Genomic DNA, 23337 nt, shown 5'->3' with positions numbered 1-23337 from the left:
GAGTGGTTGATGCCGTGTATGAAGAGGCCCGATTCGCCAGCCTCTACGATGTTCTGAATCCCTGGCAGCCCTGTTACGAGTTCTACCGGAAAAAGATGATGGTTGCCGATTCGGTTCTAGACATCGGATGTGGGACCGGCAAGGTGCTCGCAGAAGCAAGGAGGTCGGGCCACCGCGGTCGTCTGGTAGGAGCCGATCCGGCGGCAGCGATGCTTACGATCGCTCGCGCTAAGACTGACGAAGTGGAGTGGCTGTGCAGTGACGTGCAGCGATTGCCAACGAACGATCGTTTCGACCTCGTCGTCATGACAGGACATGCTTTTCAATTGCTGCTCACTGACGACGATATCCGCGCCGCACTGGATGCGATTCGGCAGGTCCTTGGGCCGAGTGGACAGTTCATCTTTGAAGTGCGCAATCCAGTGGTACGGGGTTGGGAGCAGTGGACTGACAGAAACACACGAAGAACGGTGTCCGCGCCAGACGGCGGCGTAGTTGAAGTGGTGTATATCTTTGAACGTCAGCGTCCTCCAGATCTTGTCGACTACGAAACAGCTTTTCGCTTCCATGACGTCGGCGAATCCTATTCCGTGTCATCGACGTTACGATTCATAAATCCAACTCGTCTGTGTGAAATACTCACCGCGACGGGATTTGAAATCGTTCGACAAGAGGGCGATTGGAGCGGTGCACCGTGGACATCAGCGAGCCCCGAGGTCATCATGACCACATGCCTATCAGCTGACTAGACCGTCAGAGCCCGCTCGTAGAATTGCCGAACGGCCAGAACATCTGGCAGTTCGCTGGGACGACGGCTGTCGAAACAGCTTTGGAAATGATCGGAATAGTCTAAAGATACTACCTCGGATAGGCTGGCGTCCTCAAATTTGCGAAACTGATCTGCGCCAAACGCCGCGCCCCAGAGGTAAGTCAAGCCTGCCCCTCCTGGATATGCGCGGAACATTGGGTGTGTCAGATGGCCGGCGATATCGCCTATCTGAACGTACTGTGCAATGTCAAACTCTTTGTCCAACGCACGAAATGATTCGCTGAGTCCCACTCTGCGATCGTGGACGTCGAAATCGATGGCCGCAGTCACGGCCCGCTGTAAATGGGCAGCCCGAGATTCAAGTAACTTGATCCTACGGCAGATCGCAAGGCTGCTTCCGGCTGGCATCCGCGCGTCGAATTCAGGGTGGTACACCCATTTCTCAAACCAAGTGCTCAGGTCCTCCAACCGCTCGACCGGTAGGTATTCGTATCCGGATAACCGAGGTTCCCGATTTCTCACGAGTACCTGAGTCAGTGCGTGCCCCATCTCATGAAACAAATTATGAGAACTTTCGAAGTTGACTAGTCTGGAACCATCTGCACCTACCTGATACCGGCACAACGCGCGGCCAATCGGTAGTGTTGGGGCCTGGGCGCCGGTGCCCTCGGTTTCGAGCACGTCCACCGGATTTGTTTCTGATGATACGAACGGCAACAAGTCGATTGAAATATGGCCAAGAGTTCGGCCATCATCTTTCAAAATAAGTCGGATTCGATCATCACTTCGGGAGTTAGAGACCTCTACGCTCAACCTGAACACTGACTCGATTACTGCTGTAATGAGGGACAGGCACGCATCGAGCGGCACCAGCGGTAGAGTCTCTGTGCCGGTCAATTGGTTGACGTAGTACGCATAGTGATCCATCGGACTGTCGACGTGGCCTACTGCTTTGACGACAGCAGCTTCGAGGCGGCGGTGGCCGGCGACCGCCTCGGCTACATACCCGGAGATGAAGGTCCGAGCTTCGTTTGGCGTGAGTGTGCTGCGCCGAAACGTCTCGACCAGTGGTGAGCCGAATCCCCGGCGGCTGGCAGCGCTCCACCGCAGCCTGACGATCTCGTCCAGGATGCCCACCAGCTCGGTCGCCCGGCGGTCCGACACCCGGTCCCACGCCGCTGCAAGCTTGGTCCGCAGGCCGCTGGTGCCCGTGCGGCTCATCAGGCGGAAGAATCGCGTTTCCGGGTTCCTGCCATCCGCGGACACACCGAGACGGGACAAGAGGGCGGAGCGGTCGGTGGAGAGGCCCTGGCGGACACCACGCACCGCTGAGTACAGCTGCTGCTCCTCCGCAATGAGTGCAGGGTCATGATTTCCGACCGTCGAGCGAAGCATGGACACCCAGGCGTAGTGCTGGTCTTCGTATTGGGTGCCGTCGCGAGGAAGATCTGATAACAGCGTGAGAAGTCGGAGCCGCCATTCGAAACTGTCAATATGCTCGACACGCCAGCGATCGAGCATGTCAAATTGAATGTGACGCTGGTTTCCTTCCGCATACGCAAGCAGATGCCCAATATTGCTCAGGATAGCCGTTGCCGCAGTATACGGGCCGTCTGCCTCTGTTGGTTGCGTAAGCGCCCTAAATAGTGATTGAGAGAACTCGGTGGCTTCCGTCGTCAGCGCAGCTGCTAGACGCTCGGATGCGTTAATCAGCTTATCCACGGTATCCGTCCGCTGCTCTCAGTAACTCAGATCTTCTACCCTTTGGCGGATCACGATCTCAATCACTCTGTCGATCCTGATGAACGGTTTACGTCTCGATTCGAGATGTACCGCAGGTATTCGCGATAGTCGAGTGGGTTGCCGTCAAAGCGCTCACGCGTCGGAACAATGCCGCGGACACGCCGGTCACTGCCTGGTTCATACCAGACAGAACCCTCCCCATGGGTGAGTCCAGGTAGCGCTACCGCGAACTCCTGAAGCCGGCGAGCAGGGATCTCTCCGGAGATCTTCCAACCAGAGTCACTCTCGACCGAGTTGGAGAGGTCGGCGTCAAGCGAAGACAAGAAGCTGATCACACCGCTGATGCCGTCTTCGGGCACATCAACCTCGATCTTATAGGTCGGCTCGTATACGTCGGTGCCAGCCGCTTTAAGCGCCCGCATCAAGACAATTGGAGTCAGGTTGCGAAAGTCTGCGGCAACGCTCATTGGCGTATCGTAGTTGATCTGCGTAAACGTTACGGCACAGTCGGTAACCTCCCAGCCGTAAAGCCCCTGCTGCAGCGTCCTCATCGCAGACTCCTCGATCGCGCGATGGTACGCGGCGAGGGCCGAACCGCGTTTGACGTCGCTCTTATACGTATTACCAGACCCGATTGGATTTGGCTCGACCCTTAGTCCAATAGTCTGCCAGAAGTCGTTTTCACCAAGGGGATCGAATTCATGAACTCCGTCGCCTCGTCCGGCTGGCCGCTCGAAGTACGTCGGCTGCGTCTCATCGAATATGGCCTTGATGTTGAACTCACGCTTCAGCCGCTCGGCGATAACCTCTTTTTGAACTTCGCCATACAGCAAGACAGAGACCGCACCGCCGCTTACTGTGCGGATGCGAATCAGTGGGTCTTCGTTAGCGAGTGCACTAAGCGCGGCGTGTAGTTCGGATTTTCGTTCCGGTTCTTCCGGTCGCACGATAGATTCCAGAATCGGCGGCGAAAAATTCATTTGGAGCGCAGACTGATCAAAGTCGCCCAGTCGATCACCGACCCGAACTTGAGACAAGCCTCGGACCTTAGCAATATTTCCGGCTGTCAGTTGGCCGCGGCCAAAGCCGACCACTTCCATGCCTGAGATTCGGCCAGGAATCTCGTCGATGAGGCCGCTTGACTCTCTGCGTTGAAAGGCTACTCGTTCGCGTTCGGACAGCCGGCCTGAAAATAGGCGGATATAAGCAACCTTCTCGCCTTTTCCGGTACGTTCGATGGCGAAGACGACACCTCGTCGCTCCCCATCCCGACTAGTGTTTTGCTGCGGACGGAGAAGGGTTCGGATCCCTTTTGTAAGTTCACCGGCACCGGCACCAGACAGTGCCGACCCGAAGAAAACCGGGTGGACAAGTCCTTTGGCGGTTTGCTCAATCAAGATTCGCTGAATCTCGGGCTTCTTGGGCGTATCACCGTCGACAACGCGTGCCAACAGTTCATCATCGTTCTCGGCTAGTGTCTCAGTCGTGGAGGCCAGGAAAGAATCGTCGTCGAAGAGTTCAGACACGTGCGCGTCTGACGTGCCAATGTTATCCACTCGCTCCATTGGGACAACGGAAGGTGCCAGTTTGCGGCGAATGTCGTCAAGCAGACTCTCGTAGCGAGCGCCCATTCGGTCGACCTTGTTGACGAAGATCAGCGTAGGCAAATTCATTCTTTTGAGCGAACGCATGAGGACGCGAGTTTGTGCCTGAACACCTTCAACCGCGGACACTACGAGCACTGCACCGTCCAGAACGGACAGTGCGCGCTCAACCTCGGCAATGAAGTCAGGGTGCCCAGGTGTGTCTACTAGATTGACCTGAAGATCATCGAGTACGAACGATGCCACCGCAGATCGGATAGTAATACCGCGCTGGCGCTCCAGCTCGTTACTATCCGTATGGGTGTTTCCGCCGTCAACGCTTCCGAGTTCGGCGATGGCTCCATTATCGAAGAGTAGCCGCTCGCTCAAGCTTGTCTTACCGGCGTCGATGTGTGCGAGAATCCCCAGGTTCAAAGTTTGGTCCGGCATATTATCCTCGCGGGTTAAGTGTAAAAAGGGATTGAGATCGAGTGTTGCGGATTTCTGTACAATTCACGGCAGCGCCTGTTGGCGGTAGGCGAAAGGTTAGAATAAATCCCCGCGATTCCAATAATCCCTGGCGAGAATTATAAAATGAACCAATAGCTTTTTCAACTCCTCCCGGATGTCTCACAGCCTGGCTGCACTGAAGGAATAGTCCGCGATGCTCGGTGCGTACTAGACAGTCCATTTCGAGCACCCCAATCGTCGCATTGAAAGCCGAGTGGTCGGTATCTTTAAGTATGGTCGCAGCACCGAGCTTGTCAGACATCGTCAGCCCACCAAGGGTCGTCACCCACGTATCGTCGCATATTGAGGACTAGCGACGTGGACGCGGACGCTCCTGTCTCGGAGCAGGTTCGGATCGACATACGCAGGCAACTTCGTCTCATCGACCACCACGAGGTTCAAAGCAGACCGGGCACCGGATCGGCTGTTTGATCGCTGACAGCCTTGGTGTACCAGTCCAGCGGTCCATGCTCGTCGACGGCCTGGTGGCTGAACCGATATCCACAGCGGAGGGCGACGGCCGCGGAGGCGTGGTTGTCGGGATGGACGCGGATGACAGCGTGATCGGCGACCTGGTTGTCGGTGAGGTACTTACAGGCCAGGGCAACCGCCCTACTGGCGACGCCTCGGCCGCGCCACGCCGGATAGACGCCATAGGCGAGATTCGCTTGCCCTGCGGATAGGAAAGGCTGGTCGATCTGGATGTCAATAGTGCCGGTGAGCGCGGTGGTGGTGACATCGTCGATGGCGAACGTCTTGACGGCGGCATCGGTCTGCCCCTGCGTCTCACAGCGTTCGAGGTAGCTCGCCACGGTGTCGAGCGTGCTGGGACCACCGGTGTACCAGCGCACGAGTTCGTCGTCCTCGCCGACCAGATGCGCTGCGGCGTCGGCCACGGTGATGGGACGCAGCCTGATCACGTTGTCGGCGAGACTGACTGTATGGGCCATCCGCTCAGTCTGGCGGACCGGCTTCTGTTGTCGGTGGCGGCCAGTATCCTGGTCCACGGCCACCAGCCGAGATGTCCTGCAAGGTGAGGGGTTTGACTTGCCTCCGAAGCGGCCCATGTCCCATGTCAACTCGGATATGTCGATCGCGAAGCTACAGCGCGCCTTTCTGTCCGTAGGCTGGACAGTTGAGGAACTGCACAAGGACTACGGCGAGGACCTCCAGGTCCGCATCTTCCATGAGGGCGAGGCCACACCGTACTTGTTCTTCGTTCAAGCGAAACATGTTGCAAACGCGGCGCGGTACAGAACGAAGGATGGCCGCTATATTTCTTACCCGTTCGAACGGCAGCACTTGGAGATCTGGGAAGACTTCTCCGAGCCTGTCATCCTTACACTGTGGGATGTCGAAACCGATCAGATCTATTGGGATATGGCGCAATCGCTCGAATGGCCACCGACAAACCGGAAGACGCGACAGTGCACGGTTCGATTCCCCTCCGATAACATTCTTGACCAGGACGGTTTAGAGAGGATAGAGGCGAGAACGATCCACAGGGCGAGCAGATTCGAGATCCACAAGAGCGGGACGGACAACCTCATCCAGCGATTTCAAGAGCTGTTCGACGTCGAAATCGACTACGATGCGCATCACGAATATCTGTCTGTGACGCTTCCCAACGGAGAGGTGGACTTCACCTACTTTGGCACGAAGGCCGTCATGATGCAGAAGTTAGAAGAAGAAACCGGGCTGGAACCGACCGAGATATTCCAGAAATTGATGGCAGTCGGCACGTTATTCGCGTTGTCGGCAGCCAATGACGTTCCGATTCCAGTCCGCGGCAGAAACGGAGCCGTCGAGGTCGCCCGTGGTATCGACGAACTCATGAGAATAGTAACCCGCAACCTTGAACTGATACCCGAACGGAACCCTGAAGTAGTTCCCGCGCACGTGCTTGAGTACCTGAAGAGCCCAGACGATTGGGTGGTAATCGACTCCTTGATACAAAAGTTGACCTAGTCCCTTACGGCCTACACGGCCGTCTCCGGATCGGCATATGATCTCTCCCACCCCATACTCGCTACGCAGCCGTACTGCCGATGCGACACTTCAATCGAACATTACCATTTACAGTCTCACTATATTATCGCGTTGATCCTAGACTGTTGAAATAACGTTCACCAGTCCGTTCGGCCGGCGAGGCCGACGGGGACAGTGTGGGTGGCAGATCGAGCGGATCGCCGCCCGGTGCCTCATGCGCGAGCGAGACGGCCATGTCGCGGGCGACGCCGCGTACTACGTCGCAAGTGATGTAGTTGCGAGCGCTCTCCTATGTGATGCCCATCTGCGCAGCCACTGCTGTCACGCGCTCCCTGATGTCTTCGGCAACACGGTCTCACGGCATGTTGAGGCCGTACTGTTCCAGTTCGGCGAGCGCGATATCAACGCGGGCGTCCAACCAGGTCCTGCGACGGCCACTGGGCGCGTCCAGTCACTCTCTCTCATCGGCCACTCCGCATTCCGGGGACAAGTTCGGATCTCACGTTGCTGCGTCTGGTGAGCGGGATCTATTCAGAGCGGGCTAACCAAGTCGGCACCGATGAGGTCGGCCGGGTGACGTCAGGTGACGTCCCATCCGGCCTGGGATGCGTCGGCCAATCCGTCACCCGTGAAGTGCAGGGCCGGAGGCAACAGAGAGCACATCATCGGCGACCTTGACAGTGGTGCCATCCCTTTGGTGCCGGTAGAGCGTTCCACGGCTGCAGTATTTCTTGTCGGCTGATTCTTCGCGCGTGATTGCGCCGATGCAATCAGGCTTCACCAAGGCGACGAACTCGCCGTCGCCGATGAAGCGAATCGCTCCGGCCGGAGGGAATTCAGGTTCGCGGTGCCAAGTGTAGGTGCTGGCATCGAGCGTCCATAGTGAGTGAGGCGTTACCAGGTCCTGCTCCGATCGTTTCCAGATTTTAGGGTCGTTGTCACGCGAAACGCATCGCCAGGCGGCAAACGTCGCGTGGTACTTGCCGTCGAGTCCCCACCAGATGTCGCTGACGCTGCCGGACCATTCGTTTGGCTTGGCGTCTGGAGGCTTGAGTGCAGATAGGTCCGTGTCGTGGACCTCGCCGTCCATTTCGAGCAGTGTGACGCTTGGGCTGGAGCTGCACGACGCGTAGTCATGTGGGCGAACGAGCATGCTTTCCTTGGTCGCGCCGATACTGGAGACACCCTGCCTGATACCTTCCTTTTCCAATCGCCAGCCCCTCCCATCGGCATGGGCGGTGATCGCATGCCGGTCGACTTTGCCGGCCCTGGTTTCCACCCGAGCGAAGCTCAGGAGATAGTTGGTGGTTCCGGCTACTAGTCCGTGGGCTCCTGACGCCATTGGTGTCCCAACGATATGAGGTGCATCCTGGCCCAGTTCGTATTGGACAAGTTGCACCTTGCGCTCACGGGCCGCCTTGGCGATGACATCAGAACGGTAGTACTCGGTTTTCGTCCGTTTGAGGCTCTGATTGACCACGAGCGCGACGATCCGGTCCCCGTCTGCAGCAGCAAGGTCAATGCAGCCTGAACAAGGAACGCGATGTTGTTGGCCGGTGGTGGTGTCGATTGAAATGAGTTCGACGTTGCCGGGCTCGTCATCTGGTCGAGCGACGGAGAGAAAGGCAACCCGCCTGCCGGTACTCGTCCACACGATCGCCCCGGCGACAGGATCCCAGGGCCGCTCGACCCGCGCCAAGATCGAATGCCCTCGCAGGAGGACGAACTCGTCAGCAGTTGTCAGGGCATACGCGACATCGGGGCCATCCGGTGCTGCCGGTACATCGCTCGCGGTCGGCGAATAGTGGCTGAGAGTAATCACGACGTACGCGGCGGTCAGGGCGATGATCGCCCCCAGGATCGACAGTAAGGTTCTGGCTCTCACATCGGTGGCTTCCGGCTCATTTCGGATCCTGCCTCGACCATGTGCCGGGCTTGAGAGGGTCGTTCTCTTGCCGGTAGTAGACGTTGTACCCGGAATACCAGATATCCGGATCTGCGGGCGCGGCCGAGCCGGAGATACGGAATGGTTGCCCGTTTTGATTCACATCTGTATAGACCGTCCCCCTGCTAGTCGCGACGTAGACGCGCAGTTCAAAGCTGCAGCCGTAACGTTCGGTCGTTACACCCAACGTGAAGGTCTTCATCTCGCCGGGATCCACCGTTACGGTGTTTTCCTTAAAGTAGTCTGGCCCAGCAAGCCGGAAGTTCGAGCTGTCGGGTTGAAAATACATCTGCTGGACAATCGGTGCCGACTTGTCGAGATCGACCCCTATCTTGATATTCGGGACCGGACCGCCTTGCGTACGTCCTTGGAAGACGGTGCCCTCGTATGGATCACCGCACTTCTTCTCGGCTGACATCCGGGTAATGGTTACCGTTTCTGTGACTGTGTTGCGGAGTGTGAAGGTTGTTGTGGCAGAACCGACTGGCACACCGCGGTACCTCGCATAAAGCTCGTCGACTTCGTCTTCCCCGAAGGTGACGGGATCGACGTCCATCCGTTCCGGCAGCACGAAGCGCAGATCACCAGCTGGCGGGCTTAGGGGCGCAACGTCACTGACTGCCAGCGGTGACCAGTTCGCTGACTGTGCCACGGCTTCGATTGGCACGACGGCCGGCGACGATGCTACTTGAGGCGATGCTGTGCTGAGAGCCGATTGAGAGTGGCTGGTGAGCGTCGCTGTGCCCACGATGGCGGTAAGTGCCAGCGCGATCGTGCCGCCAATGGCTCCGAGCGCGATCTTCATTGGGACTCCGGACTGGGAGTTGTAGATGGTTTGTCGACCGTATGGGCCGACGATGACGTTGTCCGCGTGATGGACCTCCATATTCGATGGCTGCGGTTCGAGCCGTTCATCGGTCATGTGAATCGGCCCCTTTACGTTCCGCGACGGACGGCTACTGGACTGTCGTCTGGCGTGGTGCTCGTGGTGACGTAGTCCCCGGTCGGCGTGTGATCTCTGGTCTCGACCTTCACCTTGAACTGCTGGAACGTGAACCAGGGATCGAGTGTGGTCGTCACCGTGAGGGTGTTGTCCTGCCCTAGTTGTGCTGAACCGTGCAGCGAACAGGGCCTGAAAGCGACACTCGCGGGGCCCTTATCCGGCACGATGCCGCTGCAGTGCCATTCCGTAGACGAATTGTCCTCTGCGCGTCGTGGTCTGAGCAGAAGACGGTATCGCTGGGCCGGATCGCTAGTGTCGAGCCGGACGATGTACAAGCTTCGATCAGGAACCGGCTGCTGTTTCAGAGTCATTGCGACGAACAGTTCTTGGCGGGTGTACTTGGCACACAGACTGGAGACTGCTGACTCCTGCTTCCACTCCTGGCAGCTGCGCTCGGCAGGCGTGGAATCGACGTGGGTCATCTCGGCGTACCTACCGCGTAGGTAGTCGAGTTCCTTGGCCCTTGTCGCCTGAATCGCATACAGCTGATCCATCTTCGCGGCGTTCTTCTCGATGCACTGCCGATCGGTCGGCTGGTCGGCTTGCCTGTTGAGGCCCTTAACATCGGTCGCGATTGCGACGGTGCCCAGGTCGAGTGCCTGGTCTGCCTTGTCGTGTACCAACGACAGTCGTGCCGCGATCAGGTACGGCTCTGGTGGTGACTTGGATTGCCGTTCTGGCCCGAGCGAGAAGGTGAACCGATCGACGGCACCACCCTTGACCTCGAATCGCACGTTCGATTCGAGCGCAAACGGCCGGGACGGGACAGGGACCGGAAACTTGGCACCGTAGTTCGCGGTGATGTACGAGACGCCGCCGGTGCCGCCGTAGCAGTCTTCCAGTTGCTCGGCGTAGACGACCTCGGCCTTGATCGCGGTGATGAGTGCGGGAGCCATGCCGTTGTTCTTGAGCGTGATATCGACCGGCGTCGCCGCGATCGACCCTGGATATGCTGTAGGGACGGGATCGGCCAGGCTGAAAGTATCGCCGTTGATCTCATGTGAGAGTGCGACTTCCACGGCCGCCAGCTCCAGCGCGGCTCGTGCTGGCTTTGGCCACAACAGAGTTGTCGATACTCCCACTGCGACGATGACGAGCACGGTGCTTGCAATGATGAGCGCACGCATCCGAGGGTCGCGCCAATAATGGTTGATCTGCCTGCTGTTTGGGCCGACGACGACGTTGTCGACGTGCTGGATGCCGACCATCGATGGCTGGGGCTGCTCAGTATCCTCGCTCAACGGTGAGCCCCTTGTCGTTCGGTGTGCTGGCAACGAGGACGTTGGTTCTGCGGCCGGTCTGCTGCTTCAGATCAGCGGTCAGTGTGAGCATGCGGTGGGTGAAGTAGGGATAAACCTGAGTCTTCAGGGTGAGTACACCGTCGGTTCCCATATCGAGCGTGGTCCACTGTGAGCACGGGCCCGACGCGTCGTCGGTACCGCGGCTAAGCCCCAGTCCGCTGCACGACCAGCGCGGCCCCGGCGAACTGCCAGGAATGGTTTGTAGCGCCACAACGACCTGGTACTTCTGAGCCGGATCATCGGTGTCGACGCGGACGACGATCATCGTCTTATCGACAACCGGCGGCTCGGTGAGGTGCACGCTGACCGACAACTCACGCTGCCGGTAGGTCGCGCACAGCTGCGGAATCTGCGATGACTCCGGCCAGTTCCGGCAACGCTGCTGCGCCGGCACCGTCTCCGGAGTCAGAATCTCGCGGTACCGATCGCGGAGGTGGTCGATCTCTGTCGATCGAATGGCCTGGATCTCATACAGCGAGTCCAACAGAGCGGAATTCTTTTCCACGCACTGGATGTCGACCGGCTCGGCGGCTTGGCGGCGAATCGCGTTGGTATTCGTGACGATGGCGATATTCCCAACGTCCAGCGACGCCGACCCATCGTGCACGAGCGCCACGTGAGCAACGATCAGGTACGGCCGCGGCGACGAGATGTTCTGCTGCTCCGGCCCGACCGAGAACGACAACCGGTCGACCGACCCTCCCTTGACTTCGAACCGCATGTCACGCTTCACCGCGAACGGCCGCGATGGAAGCGGCGTTGGCAGCTTGGCCGTGTAGTGGCCGGTGATTACAGACGGTCCACCACCGGCTTTCGCGCAGTCGTCCAGCTGTTCGGCGAACAAGACTTGTACGTTCGCTGCGGTGATCAGCGCCGGAGCGGACCCGTTGTTCTTGAGCGTGATATCAGCGTTCGTCGCGCCGATCGAGAACGGCTTCGGCGCCATCCCGACAGAACCGCTGACCTCCCCGTCGATCTGCTCGGGCTGCGCCACGGCAAGCGCCGCCAGCTCCAACGACGGACGCGGCGGATCCGGCAGCAGCGCATAGATCACCGTGGCACCGGTCAGCACCGTCACAACGATCCCGGCCAGGACCAGCAGGCGCGTTCGCTTATCGCGCCAGAAGTGGTTGATCTGCCTGCTGTGCGGGCCGACGACAATGTTGGTTCCGGTGACTCTGCTTGTAGGGCGCTCTTCGCCCGGTGATTCCCCCCTCATCTGCGCCTCATTTATGAAAATGGTTGGTCTGGCTGGCGTATGGGCCGACGACGACGTTCTCCGAGCTGGTGACGGTCACGGTCATTCCTGGCAACCCTGCGGTCGGCGCGGCAGTAGGTTGTGGTGATGTGGCATGAGATGCCTCCGGCTCGGATGCGGTTTCCTCCTGCACCGCATCTCGCGCAGCCGCCGTTTCGTCTGTTTCTTTACCAGCGCCGAGATCGTGCGCTTGAGCAGCCATACTTTTCTCTTCCCTGAGTAGTGTTGCAGCTAGCTCGCTGCGTATCCGACTATTGACTTCCTGAATGGCTTTGTCTGTATCTGGGATAGCAGCCAGTTCCTGCACGTAGCGTGCAATCTTTGCGTACATGTGTTTCGGCGTCTCGTACTGATGCTCGATTTGAGCGAGGAGTTCCAGCGGGAGGGGAGGCACCTGAAACATTAGCGACGCGGCTTGCCGGTAAGTGACAGGAGAACTCCTGTCCGTTTTGGGCAGCCTTTCGTTGGGAAGCTGCGCGATAGCGGCAGCCACGGTCGCGGTGGTGGCTTGGATGAGCTGGACTTCGTTGCCGTCCGTGCCCGGATGCAGCGCTTGCACGATGCGAGTCAGAATCTCGATCTTGATCGGCCCCGTCCCCTCGTGATGGCCGAATGCCAGAGGGATGCTTCGCTTACGTAAGCTCTCCAGCTCGCGGTACAGCCGCTGGTGATCGCGGGTCACCAGAGAAAGCGCACACATGCAGCGAGTATCGCATGGCTACAGCTTTGCCGTTACGCCAGAAATTATTCATCCCATCACCAAGCGGTCGCTTCTCACAAAAAGGAGACCACGACCCTAGCGAACTCGACGCCCCGTCGGTGACGGCCTGGCTCATACTGCAGGAGTGACCGTTGCTTGCGAACTAGTTGCTTGACCGCTGCCCTTCAGTATCTCGACGACATATCCCAGCCCCTCGTGGAACACCATCTCCCCATTGAAATTGTCACGAAGTGTCTTGTAGAGCCCTGGCTGGATCGCATTGAGTCGCTGCGCGACTTCGCGCAGACCGTCTACGTCGTGACGGCCTTTTAGCATGGCGGGCCATAAGTCGGGATCTTTTTCCAGCAGCATTTCCAGGGCCATCGCAGCGTGGGAAGACGGACTAGAGGTCAGGGTGCCGTCAGTGAGTCTAAAAGCGTATTTCAGCGACATCGGAAGCTCTTTGTCGTAGCCGTCGTGGGTCGTCGTCATGCGTCCCTCTAGGTTCAGGACGCCATTTTTCATGCCTATCTCTTCGAGGTATTGCCCCCTCGTGTAGTCCGCGAACGCTTCTTCAAGAAAGAGCCCTACCGTCTTCTCGCCGTGGGAGTGTGTAGCTTGTCCGTGACGTGGAACTTCAATGTTCGGAAGTGTGCCATGCTCCGGCGCGACAGCTCTAGTAATGTGATGCGCATTGCTGCCATGAGCCTGCTCATGGACAATCAGACTTTCGGTGATTTCAGGCCCGCCATTTGCCTCCTCAAGCGCTTTGTCGCGAAACGCGACAGTAAGGTCGAGCGGAGCTATGTACACCCCGCCTCGTTCCATGCTTTCGAATGGCCCGATGGTATCAGTGATGTACTTTGTCAATTCTTCCTGGCGGTCATACGGCCATACGACGAGCGGGGACCTTCGCAAATCGCGCTTGTCGAAAAAGGAATCTATCCGGTCCATGTTCAGACCCTCAAGGTCTGAGGGGAATCGTTCTATGATGCCTTGCCGGAGCGTCTGAAGGTGGGTATCTACCGCCTCTGGAAAACCGGCAGGTGTCTCGACACCTTTCAGCACACCGGAGCCGAGCGTGTGGAAGTATTTAACATCCCGGGCTGAATTTGTTTCGGTGTGAGTTTGGTCAAATAGAATGGATTCGGTTTGCTCGGGCATATATTTGTATTAAGTTTTGTTACAACCATTAATAGCACACTTTTGTAGTCCTTACAATCCACTGCGAGCTAGTCTGCATTTGACTTCGGCGCGGCCGAAAATCGCTCAGAGCAATACCTGATGTTCGTCAAGCGTTCTCACCCCGGTTCGCGGTCTGCTTCGTGGTTCGCGTTATCGGCGAACTCGACTTCGAACCGTGTGTTGAACCGGTCTTCGAAGCCTATTTATCGGCTCGCCACTAAGGGATTCTCTTACTCAGCTTCTCCACACGGAAAAGCTGGAATAGGAAAAGGAGAACGCCTTGGAACTGGCGCTGACGGTATGGGCATTCCTGATGCTCACGTACCTGATCGTCTTCCCGGACGTGGCCTTCCGGATCCACATGAAGCTCGCCAAGCGCTTCAGCCCGGATGACCGGAAGCGTCGCCGCCAGAAGGGAGGCCGCCGCTGATCTGACGTCGCCGGGATGCGGGGTCGGGCTTTTCCCGACCCCGCTCCATCTCTCACCACTCCTCTTCGAAAGGACCACCACGCTATGCCCCTGAAGAACATCCGGCCCTACTTGGGCCGTCCGACTGTTCGCGACGCTGTCCGCTACTTCGTATTGGCGTTGGCCGTCGCGATCCTGCTGACTGGGCTGCTGTGCAGCTGCACTTCGGCGCCGGTAGGGTCATCGACCGCTGCCGTCACCATCGCGGCGACGGCCACCAGCGCCGAACCCCGCGCCGCCTTGCCGGATTCGCTCACCGCCGAGCTGGTGAACATAGCCAAGCGTTCCAAGCGCCCCGACCACGCCACCGTGCGCGTGCTGTCCTCGGCCACTGGCACGGTCACCACCACCGACCTGACGCCGCTCCGGCCAAACGGCCAGGTGCAGCACGCAGCAGCCGACGCCGATCGCCGGATCACCGCCTCGCTGCGCGAACTGGACGATTCGGTGGCGAACGCGCAGGCCGAGCAGCCCGGCCTCAATCTCCTCGCTCTCCTTGATCGCGCCAGCCAGCTGCCCGGCGATCTGCACATCATCTCCTCCGGAATCAGCACGGTGGCGCCGGTCGACCTTCGCGTCGTTGGCTGGAACGCCAAGCCGGACAGCGTCATCGACAGCATCGCCCGGCAGGGCCGCCTGCCCAGCCTGTCCGGCCGTCACGTGACGTTCCATGGCCTGGGTATCGCTGCCGGATCGCAACCGGGGTTGCCGCCGTTCGCCCGCACCGTGGTCGAACAGCTGTGGACCGGGATCTGCCAGCGGGCCGAGGCAGCCAGCTGCACTGTCGCGCACGACCCTTCAGCTGCGGCGGCGCCGGTGGCCACCATGCCCGTACCTGTGGTGTCCGTGCCCGACGCTATCACCGAGGGCGGCTGCCCGGTGTGGGCAAGCTTGAACGACGCCACGCTGCACTTCGCGCCGGACAGTCCAGTCCTGCCAACGAACGCCGACGATGCCCTCCGGCCCATGGTGGAGGCCGCTTCCCGCTGCGCTGTCCAGTCCATCGACGTCACCGGGCACATCGCGGACACCGGTACCGAGGACACCCGCAACAGCCTGTCCGAGCGGCGGGCCCGTGCCGTGGCGGATCGCCTCGTGGCACTGGGGCTGCCGTCCGAACTGCTGGGCAACGTCTCAGGCCACGATGCCAACGAGCCGGTGGTGCTGAACTTCACCAATGGCGTCTTCGACGAGTTCAAAGCCCAGCAGAACCGGCGCGTCGAGCTGATCTTCCACCGGAGCGGCCACTGATGCCCGGCACGCATATTTCTCCCAACACCCCTGTCCAGTATCCAGATTGGAGATACCGTCATGACCCTCATGCCCGCCCGGCCGAACGGCCGTCAGCCCGAACCACAGCCCTCCGTGACTCTGCGCAAGCCGACTGATCCGCCGATCCCGACGCCGCCGGCGGCCGGCGCCGGTGCAACCTCACCGCCGTCCATACCCAAGCGCGACATCGCCATTTCGCTGGCCACCGGCAAGCCGATCCCCCGCAACTGGTTAGGCCAGGTGCTGGCGCTGCATAGCGAACAGGAACGCATCGGCGAGCAGCGCGAGCCCGACACCTTCAGCCAGATGGAGGCCCTCGTCATGAGCAAGGGCATGCTGGCTGCCGAGGAAGCCCGCGACCGCGGCGCCGAACAGCTCGGCCAGCTGGTGGACGAGGCCGCCACCATCAAGGGCGAGATGGCCACGACGCGGGCCGAACTCGATCGGCTGGACGAGCAGTCCGTCACCGGCATGAACGGCGACGTTATCTCGGCGCGCGAGGCGCGTGAGCGCATGACGACCGTCAGCAGGGCGATCACCGAGGAACGCGACGCCGGGAGTCTGAAGCACCGGCGGGTGCCGGTCTGGTTGCACCGCTTCTCGACATGGGCGGCGCTGTTGGACGGCCCGGTCATCCTGTACTTCCTCATGCAGGTCTTCAATGTCGATGTCGCTGGCCTCACCAGCGGGGACGGCGCGGCCTGGGGCACGAGCCTGATCCCGCTCATCACGGCCGTCGTCTTCGCCTGCTTGGGCACGGCGGCCGTGGCCGTGGGGCTCAAGTTCTTCGGCCGGGATCTGAAGGGCTACAAGGACACTGGCGGAGGCATCACCTTGCCCGCGGGCCCGGCGCGCATCGTGCCGCTGGTCTTCGTGGGCTTGGCCACGACGCTCGCCGCCGGGGCCGGGATTGTCATGGCCTACCGGATCATCAGCGACAGCCTGGCCGCGGGCGGCGGCGTCACCGGGGCAGCGATCTTGGGCGTGTTCTTCGCGCTCATCGTCATCGTGGTCAACGTGGTGGTGTTCGCCACCAAGTTCCGCGACGGCTCGCTCCAGACCGACGAGGTCGGGCAGCTGGCGCTGCAACTGGAGCCGATGGAACGGCAGCGGGTGGCGCTCAATCGCCAGATCGACGGCCTGGCTGCGCAATTGCCGCCGCTCAAGCTGAAGGCCGAACGGATCGTCGCCACCACGCTCGCCACGATCGGCGCGCCGATCAAGGGGGCGGATCAGGTGCGGCTGCTGGCCCGGTCGTACCACCAGGGGTGCGGTGCGGAAGCGAATTTCTCTTCGCAGCAAGGCAATCCGTCCGGCAATCTGATCGCCCCGCGCGTCGACGTCGACCGCTCCATCCTCATAGAGCTGATGGAGCGGTTGGACGAGTTGGTGGCCGAGGACGGCAAGGCCACCACGGGCACGACGTCCACGGCCGCGCCCAAGCGCATGGCGCCGGTGCCGATCGCGCCCACCGAGGGCGAGGGGGAGCCCGACGATCTCGGTGGGGAGTGGTGACCATGGACCGTCCGATGAACCACCGCGTCGTCCTGAACCAGCTACAGCCGAAAGTCCCCGAGGGTGACGATCTCGAAACGGCCAGCGACATCGTGAACTTCGTGCTCCGGCGAGCGTTGCGGTTATCCCGCGACATCCAGCGCTATGCCGGGCAGCGGCAGGAGTTGGCACCGGCGAGCAGCCGGTTGGCGCTGGCGTTCGCGGGCATCATCGCGGCCGAGGCCATCGCATGGGTACGGCGGTGGCCGAAATGAGCGGCGGGGATTCTCCCTCCGGCATGGCCGAGGCGTTCAAGCGGGCCTGCATCGCCATCCTGCTTGGCGTGATCGCGATCTACTTCGCGGTCAGCCTGATTCAGTCGATGTGGCCGACGCTGGTGGTGATCCTGGGGGTGATCGGGCTGATCGCCTTGGTCGTCAGCGGCATCATCGTTTGGCGGAAAATGCGTGCCGGGTGGTGACCAAAATTCTTCAAACAAATCACAATTTCCACCCCTGTTGTTGGTAGCCGTTTCGGTGTTGTAGTTTGCTCAAACTCTATTGCCTGGTGAATTTATTCACCGCATAGTAGAGACGGGATCTGGTGAATAAATTCACCGGCTAGCCCGGCGATCATCTTCGCTGGTGGCGACCACTATAAAACCTGATTCGAAGAGGAGGATAGCTATGTCTAAAACGGGACGATCAAATTACCGCCGACGTGACCGGGAACAGCGTCACCAGGCGAAACTCGAACGACGGATCTATGTGCGGGCAGTACGGCGTGAACAGCCGGATATTCGGCTGCTAGGAAAGGCGTTCCTCGCGCTGGCTCTGGCCGAGGCTGCTCGTGCTGCCGAGGCGGAGAAATCCCGCACCGAAAAGAAGGAGGCCGACCATGCCGACAAATAATCAGGCGCCCGAGCTGACGGCCGACTCCCTCGTATGGCAACTCCTCTTCTGGCCCAGCCCGTTTCGTGAAGGAGCAGCCACGTCGCTGCTCCGCCACTGGGCCGCCCAGAAGCACGCGCCCCAGCTCATCCTCGAAGCCCGTTCGACCAGCGACGGCGTGGAATATCTCGTCGGCAGCCAACTCCGGCACGCCCAAGGTGTTCGGCGGTCGGTCGAGCAGCTCGTATCCGGCGCGGTGGTGACCCCATTCGATACCGAGGAGCGCGGCGACATTGTCACGGCGCGGCGGTTGAAGCTGACCGCGACGGACTGGCCACTGGAACCGGTCGACCGTGTGGCGTCGAGCCGCTCCATTCTGAGCGCGCTCACGGCGGTGAAACACGGTGAACGCCTGGTGATTCAGGTAGTGCTCGGGCCGCGCCGCCAGCCGATGCTGCCCCCGGTCGAACAGCCGCACGGCGGCCACCAGTCGATGGCCTCGAAGGTGTGGAACGGCCTGCTACCCGACCGGCGCCCGAACGCCAAGCAGGCTATCGCCCGCAAGCTCGGCCAGCACGGCTTCAGCGCGGTCATCCGGATCGGCGTTGAGGCCGGCACCGCGGAGCGGCGGAAATCCTTGCTGCTCGGGTTGGCCGCGGCGATCGGGACGGTCGAGACGGCTGGTGTGCATTTCAAGCTGGCGAACGAGAAGGCCGGGAATGTCAACGAGCCGAAAGCGACGTGGTCGATCCTGACCCCGGCGCAGCCGCTGAGCGTGCCGGAGCTGAGCCACCTCTTGGCCTGGCCGGTCAGCGACCACGACGAACGCTTCCCCGGCCAGCCGCCGCTGCATCCGAAACCGGTCCGGCCGACCCCAGCACTGCTGTCCGGCGAGCGGGTCATCGCTAGAGCCAACGCGCCGGGCGTCTCCGGCACGGTCGGCTACGACGTGCTCGACGCCATGCGCCACACCTGGGTCATCGGGCCGAACGGCACCGGCAAGTCGACGCTGCTACTCAACCTGATCGTGCAAGACCTCCGTGCCGGGCGCCCGGTGGTGGTGATCGAGCCGAAGGATCTCGTCTCCGACATCCTGGCTCGCATCCCGGCGGAGCGGGCCGGCGACATCGTGCTGCTCGATCCACTCGATGAGGCGCCGGTTGGTATCAATCCCTTGGCGCACAGCCAGGGCCGAACCCCAGAGGTGATCGCGGATTCGCTGTTCGGCACCATCCACGCCATTCACGGCGACCTCGGGCCGCGGTCGGCCGACATCCTCCGAAACTCATTGGAGGTCCTGGCAAAGCGCGACGACGCCTCGCTCACTATGTTGCCGCTGCTGCTGACGAATCCGGGGTTCCGACGTTCCTTGACCCAACAGGTCATCCGCGACGATCCGTTCGCGGCCGGGCCGTTCTGGGCCTGGTTCGATTCGCTGTCACCCGAAGCGGTGGACACGAAGATCGCGCCGCTATCGAACAAGCTCCGTCCGCTCCTAACCAAGCAACTGCGTGCTGTCCTGGCACAGCGCAGTCCGAAGTTCAACATCCGGCAGGTGCTGCGGGAGAACAAGGTGCTGCTGGTGCCGCTTCAAAAGGGCGTCATCGGGCCGGAGGCGGCGCAGCTGCTGGGAGCGATCGTGCTGGCCGAGCTGTGGCAGGCCATCCGGGAACGCGTCGGCACTCCCGAGGACACCCGCACGCCGGTCATGGTCTACATCGACGAGGTGCAGGACTATTTGCGCCTGCCGACTGATCTTGGTGATGCGCTGGCAACAGCGAGGTCACTACGCGCCGGATTCCATCTGGCCCACCAATACCAGAAGCAACTGCCGCCCGCGATGCTCGACGCCTTCCGCAACAACGCGAGAAGTCGCATCACCTTTCAGCTCCAGGCGGGCGACGCCAAGGACATGGCTAGCGGCCAGTCCACGCTCGCACCCGAAGACTTCGGCGCCCTGCCCGCCCACCATGTCTACGCCAGCCTGATGCGCGACAACACCATCCAGCCGTGGGCCTCCGGCATCACGCTGCCGCCACCGCCGCAAACCAGCGATCCCGAAGAGATCCGGCGGCTGAGCCGTGAACGCTACGGCCAGTCCTTGGACGAGATCGAAGCCGGATTCGCTGAGCTGCTCGACCAGGTGAACGGCGGCGCGGACGATGCGCCCCGGCGCAGAAGGAGGCAGGCATGACGACGGAAAATTCGCGCGGACTTGGCCTCGGAGATAGCGGAAGCGACGTAGAAACTACATCTGTTGACGGTATTCGTCCCGGTATTCGTGCCGCATCGACCACAACATCCCCATCTACGTCGGTCAATGGCTCCTTGCGGGAGCCGAATGATGGTGCCCATGCGGGCACCACACCCCGCCGCCGCTCACGTACCACCGGTCCCGTCCGCGACATCACATCGCTGGCGACCCAGCTCAGTGACCGTGACTGGTCGATCCTGCGCTCAGTAGCCGAACACCGCTATCTGACAGTGCCGCAGATTCAGGCGCTCCACTTCGGCGACATGCCGCCCGCCAGCGGCCTGCGCACGACACAGCGGGTACTTGCCCGGCTCCGGCGCGACCGGATACTGGCGAGCTTGACGCAACGGATCGGCGGCATCCAGGCAGGCAGTAACGGCCTCGTCCATTACGTGGACGTGGTGGGCGACCGCCTCCTGCGGCTGGCAGCGGACCGGGGACCCCGGCGACGCTTCGAACAGCCGACTCAACGATTCCTGGACCATCAGCTCGGCATTGCCGACGCCCATGTGGCCTTGGTGGAGGCCAACCGGCAGGGCCAGCTGGAACTGGTGAAATGCGAGATCGAGCCCGCTGCCTGGCGCGACTATGTCGGCGTCGGCGGCGTACGGCTGACCCTCAAGCCCGACCTCTACGCCGAAACCGCCTCGCCACCCGGCAGCGAGTACGTCGATGCGGCGTTCATCGAAATCGACAGGGGTACCGAGAGCATCCCGACCCTGCTCAAGAAGTGCCGCGAGTACGAGGCGTATCGGCGGCAGGGCCTCGAGCAGGACCGTAGCGACGGGGCGTTCCCGTTCGTGGTCTGGAGCATGAGCGCCGATACCGAGGCCAAGGCTAAGCGGCGGCGCGTCGCCCTGCGCCAGGCGATCAACGGGGACGGGAGATTGCCCGCCCACCTATTCCGGGTCATCGCACCCGACCAGCTGATTTCCGTACTACAGAAAGGAGGCGAAGTATGACAAGTAGCAACCACATTCGACCAACGCAACCCACCAAGCGCTACCGCACGATCCTGGCCGATCCACCGTGGGACATTTCCCAGGCTGGTGGACGCGGAGCGATCCAACACTACCCGCTCATGACCGTCGACCAGATCGCCAACATGCCGGTCACCGACCTTGCCGAGGACGACGCCCACCTGTGGTTGTGGGTCACGAACGGATCGTGGCGAGCGGGCTACGACATTATGACCGCCTGGGGCTTCACCTACCGCTCACCGCTCACCTGGGTGAAACCGCGCCTGCAGCTGGGGCAGTACCTACGCAACATGACCGAACACGTCCTGTTCGGTACCCGTGGGCGTGCTCCCGTGAACTTCCGCGCGCAGCCGACGTGGTTCATCGCGCCGGTCCAGGAACACAGCCACAAGCCCGAAGAACAGTACGCCATCATCGAAAGGGTCAGCAGCGGGCCATATTTGGAGCTGTTCGCCCGGCGGCGGCAACCCGGCTGGGACGTCTGGGGCAACGAAATCGAAGCCGACATCGTGCTGCCCGGCTATCCGGTGCCATCCGACCGCAAGCACTCACGCAGGGGCACTGACGACCCACGCGCCACACCACCAGGCCTCACCGGATAGCGCGGGATGCCCTCGTCGGTGTCCTGCGGCCGTACTCGTAAGCGCAATCAGCGTTTACCGGCCGCTCGCACCGAGGAGGAGCGATGTCCGAACCGTCGAACAAGGAAGTCACCCTGGCTATCCGAATCGACACCGCCCGGCATACCCAGTTGACCTGGATTGCCGACCTGCGAAAGCGCAGTCTCAAGGCTGAATGCTTCGCCGCCGTGGACGCCTGGATCGAGGCTGCCAAGAACGATCCTGACCTTATGGCCAGGGCCAACGCCGCACGCGCTGCCATCGAAGAGGAGGCGCGCACCCGGCAGGCAGCCATCGACAATCTGTTCACCGCCACCCCCACGCCTCCACCTGCACAGGAGGAGGAATCGGGGACTAATACCTCTGCCGACACGGCGGAAGCATCGGAAGGCGAACCGCCGCAAGGCGCACGCCGCACTCGGGGCCGCCGTGGTGGACAGCAGGCCGAAGGCGAGCAGGCGGACAGCTGAGCGTCGCTCAGCGCCCGGTGTAAGAGGCCGGCGGGCAGTGGATCGAGGGAATGCACACCCTCTCCGCTGTCCGACCGGCCGACATCCAAACATAACCCGAAGGAGGTGAGCATGAATGAGCGATTTCCAAATACCGATGCACACAATACAAACCGCAGCGAGCAAGGACAGGCACCGTCCGATGACGACTTGCGGCGCTATGAGGCCGAAACAAGCCACGAGCGGGAAGCCCTGCCCTACCCCCGGATCTATGTGACCGCTGGCCTCCCGCTGCGGGCCGAACTCACGAGAGGCACCTGGCTGGAGATGGCACGAGATCCCGACTATATCTACGCCGAGCTGTATGCCGTCCTCGGCGAACCCTACGAGCACGGCACTGATCGGTTCTACATCTGGGACCACCAGGGGTTCGGAGCCTTCGACGTGAGCACCGGTGCCATCGGCTTGGACGACGTCCACAGCATCGAACTGCTGTCGAAGGTGGCAAACGGCATCGTGGACCACGGTCCCGCGTTCGCTGCCTGGGCCAGCGCCCACGAAGACGACCCGGCCCAAGTCGACCGGTTCGCCGCCGCCTACAAGGGCCACTACGAAGACCTGGCCGCCTACACGCGGCACGTGATGGCACCGCTCAATCTGGAAGACAGGCTCGTCGGAGCACTGCCGTCCGGGCTGGAAGTTTTCGCGTCCATCGACTACGACGCCATGGGCCAGCAGTTGGTGCGCGACACCGATCTCGTCGTGTTCCCGGCCACCGGCGGTGGCGTTTGGATATTCGACGAACGAGCATAGATGCCGATATATGGAGCGCATTCTCTGTGAATAATCCGGTTAGCCATTGTTGTAATATTGTGAAAATTGCCCGAAAGCGTTGAATATTTTCACCACCTGGAGGTATTATT

The 23337-nt window shown here is 61.0% G+C and carries 22 protein-coding genes; 13 read left to right on the top strand and 9 right to left on the bottom strand.

Features of this window, described 5'->3' with window-relative positions; all coding sequences use genetic code 11:
* Positions 1 to 2 precede the first annotated feature (2 nt).
* Positions 3 to 749: a class I SAM-dependent methyltransferase gene (locus tag IU459_RS16170; protein WP_195130362.1), complete on the top strand. Its 747-nt coding sequence runs from the start codon at positions 3 to 5 to the stop codon at positions 747 to 749.
* Here the strand turns inward: IU459_RS16170 and IU459_RS16165 are convergent.
* The 3 genes from IU459_RS16165 to IU459_RS16155 form a co-directional block, all read right to left on the bottom strand.
* Positions 746 to 2491 carry a M3 family metallopeptidase gene (locus IU459_RS16165; protein ID WP_195130361.1) on the bottom strand — a complete coding sequence of 582 codons (1746 nt, stop codon included), beginning with the start codon at positions 2489 to 2491 and terminating at the stop codon, positions 746 to 748. The genes IU459_RS16170 and IU459_RS16165 overlap by 4 nt on opposite strands.
* 62 nt (positions 2492 to 2553) lie before the next feature.
* The gene (locus tag IU459_RS16160) at positions 2554 to 4545 is read right to left on the bottom strand and encodes an elongation factor G (protein WP_195130360.1); all 1992 of its coding nucleotides are present in this window, start codon (positions 4543 to 4545) and stop codon (positions 2554 to 2556) included.
* Between the two features lie 458 nt (positions 4546 to 5003).
* Positions 5004 to 5555, bottom strand: a complete 552-nt coding sequence (locus IU459_RS16155; protein WP_195130359.1) for a GNAT family N-acetyltransferase — start codon at positions 5553 to 5555, stop codon at positions 5004 to 5006.
* Positions 5556 to 5691: 136 nt separating this feature from the next.
* Between IU459_RS16155 and IU459_RS16150 the strand changes: the two genes are divergently transcribed.
* Positions 5692 to 6573, top strand: coding sequence for a DUF4365 domain-containing protein (locus IU459_RS16150; RefSeq protein WP_195130358.1), 882 nt, complete (start codon positions 5692 to 5694; stop codon positions 6571 to 6573).
* Between the two features lie 643 nt (positions 6574 to 7216).
* On the opposite strand, the gene IU459_RS16145 is transcribed toward IU459_RS16150, so the two are convergent.
* The 6 genes from IU459_RS16145 to IU459_RS16120 form a co-directional block, all read right to left on the bottom strand.
* Positions 7217 to 8479, bottom strand: coding sequence for a hypothetical protein (locus IU459_RS16145; protein ID WP_195130357.1), 1263 nt, complete (start codon positions 8477 to 8479; stop codon positions 7217 to 7219).
* 16 nt (positions 8480 to 8495) lie between these two features.
* Positions 8496 to 9461: a hypothetical protein gene (locus IU459_RS16140; protein ID WP_195130356.1), complete on the bottom strand. Its 966-nt coding sequence runs from the start codon at positions 9459 to 9461 to the stop codon at positions 8496 to 8498.
* A 14-nt stretch (positions 9462 to 9475) separates the two neighbouring features.
* Positions 9476 to 10783 (bottom strand): hypothetical protein, encoded by a 1308-nt coding sequence (locus tag IU459_RS16135; protein ID WP_195130355.1) that lies wholly within the window; start codon positions 10781 to 10783, stop codon positions 9476 to 9478.
* Complete coding sequence (locus IU459_RS16130) at positions 10767 to 11921, bottom strand: hypothetical protein (RefSeq protein WP_195130354.1); 1155 nt, start codon at positions 11919 to 11921, stop codon at positions 10767 to 10769. Before IU459_RS16130 ends, IU459_RS16135 begins: the two co-directional genes overlap by 17 nt.
* Before the next feature lie 148 nt (positions 11922 to 12069).
* Entirely contained in the window at positions 12070 to 12801 is a 732-nt protein-coding gene (locus IU459_RS16125) for a hypothetical protein (RefSeq protein ID WP_195130353.1), read from the bottom strand.
* 132 nt (positions 12802 to 12933) lie between these two features.
* Entirely contained in the window at positions 12934 to 13965 is a 1032-nt protein-coding gene (locus IU459_RS16120; protein ID WP_195130352.1) for a hypothetical protein, read from the bottom strand.
* Positions 13966 to 14266: 301 nt separating this feature from the next.
* Between IU459_RS16120 and IU459_RS16115 the strand changes: the two genes are divergently transcribed.
* The 11 genes from IU459_RS16115 (at position 14267) to IU459_RS16065 (ending at position 23227) form a co-directional block, all read left to right on the top strand.
* Positions 14267 to 14416, top strand: a complete 150-nt coding sequence (locus tag IU459_RS16115; protein WP_195130351.1) for a hypothetical protein — start codon at positions 14267 to 14269, stop codon at positions 14414 to 14416.
* Positions 14417 to 14500: 84 nt separating this feature from the next.
* On the top strand, positions 14501 to 15706 hold the full coding sequence (locus IU459_RS16110; RefSeq protein WP_195130350.1) for an OmpA family protein: 1206 nt from the start codon (positions 14501 to 14503) through the stop codon (positions 15704 to 15706).
* A gap of 60 nt (positions 15707 to 15766) precedes the next feature.
* Positions 15767 to 17242 (top strand): hypothetical protein, encoded by a 1476-nt coding sequence (locus IU459_RS16105; protein ID WP_195130349.1) that lies wholly within the window; start codon positions 15767 to 15769, stop codon positions 17240 to 17242.
* Positions 17243 to 17244: 2 nt separating this feature from the next.
* Positions 17245 to 17496 (top strand): hypothetical protein, encoded by a 252-nt coding sequence (locus IU459_RS16100; RefSeq protein WP_195130348.1) that lies wholly within the window; start codon positions 17245 to 17247, stop codon positions 17494 to 17496.
* Positions 17472 to 17702, top strand: a complete 231-nt coding sequence (locus IU459_RS16095; protein WP_228838006.1) for a hypothetical protein — start codon at positions 17472 to 17474, stop codon at positions 17700 to 17702. Before IU459_RS16100 ends, IU459_RS16095 begins: the two co-directional genes overlap by 25 nt.
* 205 nt (positions 17703 to 17907) lie before the next feature.
* Positions 17908 to 18132 (top strand): hypothetical protein, encoded by a 225-nt coding sequence (locus IU459_RS16090; RefSeq protein WP_195130347.1) that lies wholly within the window; start codon positions 17908 to 17910, stop codon positions 18130 to 18132.
* The gene (locus tag IU459_RS16085) at positions 18119 to 20305 is read left to right on the top strand and encodes a type IV secretory system conjugative DNA transfer family protein (RefSeq protein ID WP_195130346.1); all 2187 of its coding nucleotides are present in this window, start codon (positions 18119 to 18121) and stop codon (positions 20303 to 20305) included. Before IU459_RS16090 ends, IU459_RS16085 begins: the two co-directional genes overlap by 14 nt.
* Positions 20302 to 21327: a replication-relaxation family protein gene (locus IU459_RS16080; protein ID WP_195130345.1), complete on the top strand. Its 1026-nt coding sequence runs from the start codon at positions 20302 to 20304 to the stop codon at positions 21325 to 21327. The genes IU459_RS16085 and IU459_RS16080 overlap by 4 nt, the downstream gene beginning before the upstream one ends.
* Positions 21324 to 21947 (top strand): MT-A70 family methyltransferase, encoded by a 624-nt coding sequence (locus IU459_RS16075; protein ID WP_195130344.1) that lies wholly within the window; start codon positions 21324 to 21326, stop codon positions 21945 to 21947. Before IU459_RS16080 ends, IU459_RS16075 begins: the two co-directional genes overlap by 4 nt.
* Before the next feature lie 83 nt (positions 21948 to 22030).
* A complete protein-coding gene (locus IU459_RS16070; protein WP_195130343.1) occupies positions 22031 to 22435 on the top strand; it encodes a hypothetical protein in 405 nt (134 codons plus the stop codon).
* Positions 22436 to 22546: 111 nt separating this feature from the next.
* Positions 22547 to 23227 carry an antirestriction protein ArdA gene (locus IU459_RS16065; protein WP_195130342.1) on the top strand — a complete coding sequence of 227 codons (681 nt, stop codon included), beginning with the start codon at positions 22547 to 22549 and terminating at the stop codon, positions 23225 to 23227.
* Positions 23228 to 23337: the final 110 nt, after the last annotated feature.

The organism is Nocardia amamiensis, from assembly GCF_015477605.1.
Taxonomy (GTDB): Bacteria; Actinomycetota; Actinomycetes; order Mycobacteriales; family Mycobacteriaceae; genus Nocardia; species Nocardia amamiensis_A.
Note: the sequence above shows the minus strand (reverse complement) of the source record. Positions and strands in the feature narration are given on the sequence as shown.

Bases quoted from the DNA above. Each gene is read 5' to 3' on its own strand.
- IU459_RS16160 (WP_195130360.1), bottom strand. From the start codon at position 4,545: ATGCCGGACCAAACTTTGAACCTGGGGATTCTCGCACACATCGACGCC.
- IU459_RS16155 (WP_195130359.1), bottom strand. From the start codon at position 5,555: ATGGCCCATACAGTCAGTCTCGCCGACAACGTGATCAGGCTGCGTCCC.
- IU459_RS16150 (WP_195130358.1), top strand. From the start codon at position 5,692: ATGTCGATCGCGAAGCTACAGCGCGCCTTTCTGTCCGTAGGCTGGACA.
- IU459_RS16140 (WP_195130356.1), bottom strand. From the start codon at position 9,461: ATGACCGATGAACGGCTCGAACCGCAGCCATCGAATATGGAGGTCCAT.
- IU459_RS16125 (WP_195130353.1), bottom strand. From the start codon at position 12,801: ATGTGTGCGCTTTCTCTGGTGACCCGCGATCACCAGCGGCTGTACCGC.
- IU459_RS16120 (WP_195130352.1), bottom strand. From the start codon at position 13,965: ATGCCCGAGCAAACCGAATCCATTCTATTTGACCAAACTCACACCGAA.
- IU459_RS16110 (WP_195130350.1), top strand. From the start codon at position 14,501: ATGCCCCTGAAGAACATCCGGCCCTACTTGGGCCGTCCGACTGTTCGC.
- IU459_RS16105 (WP_195130349.1), top strand. From the start codon at position 15,767: ATGACCCTCATGCCCGCCCGGCCGAACGGCCGTCAGCCCGAACCACAG.
- IU459_RS16100 (WP_195130348.1), top strand. From the start codon at position 17,245: ATGGACCGTCCGATGAACCACCGCGTCGTCCTGAACCAGCTACAGCCG.
- IU459_RS16095 (WP_228838006.1), top strand. From the start codon at position 17,472: ATGGGTACGGCGGTGGCCGAAATGAGCGGCGGGGATTCTCCCTCCGGC.
- IU459_RS16090 (WP_195130347.1), top strand. From the start codon at position 17,908: ATGTCTAAAACGGGACGATCAAATTACCGCCGACGTGACCGGGAACAG.
- IU459_RS16085 (WP_195130346.1), top strand. From the start codon at position 18,119: ATGCCGACAAATAATCAGGCGCCCGAGCTGACGGCCGACTCCCTCGTA.
- IU459_RS16080 (WP_195130345.1), top strand. From the start codon at position 20,302: ATGACGACGGAAAATTCGCGCGGACTTGGCCTCGGAGATAGCGGAAGC.
- IU459_RS16075 (WP_195130344.1), top strand. From the start codon at position 21,324: ATGACAAGTAGCAACCACATTCGACCAACGCAACCCACCAAGCGCTAC.
- IU459_RS16070 (WP_195130343.1), top strand. From the start codon at position 22,031: ATGTCCGAACCGTCGAACAAGGAAGTCACCCTGGCTATCCGAATCGAC.
- IU459_RS16065 (WP_195130342.1), top strand. From the start codon at position 22,547: ATGAATGAGCGATTTCCAAATACCGATGCACACAATACAAACCGCAGC.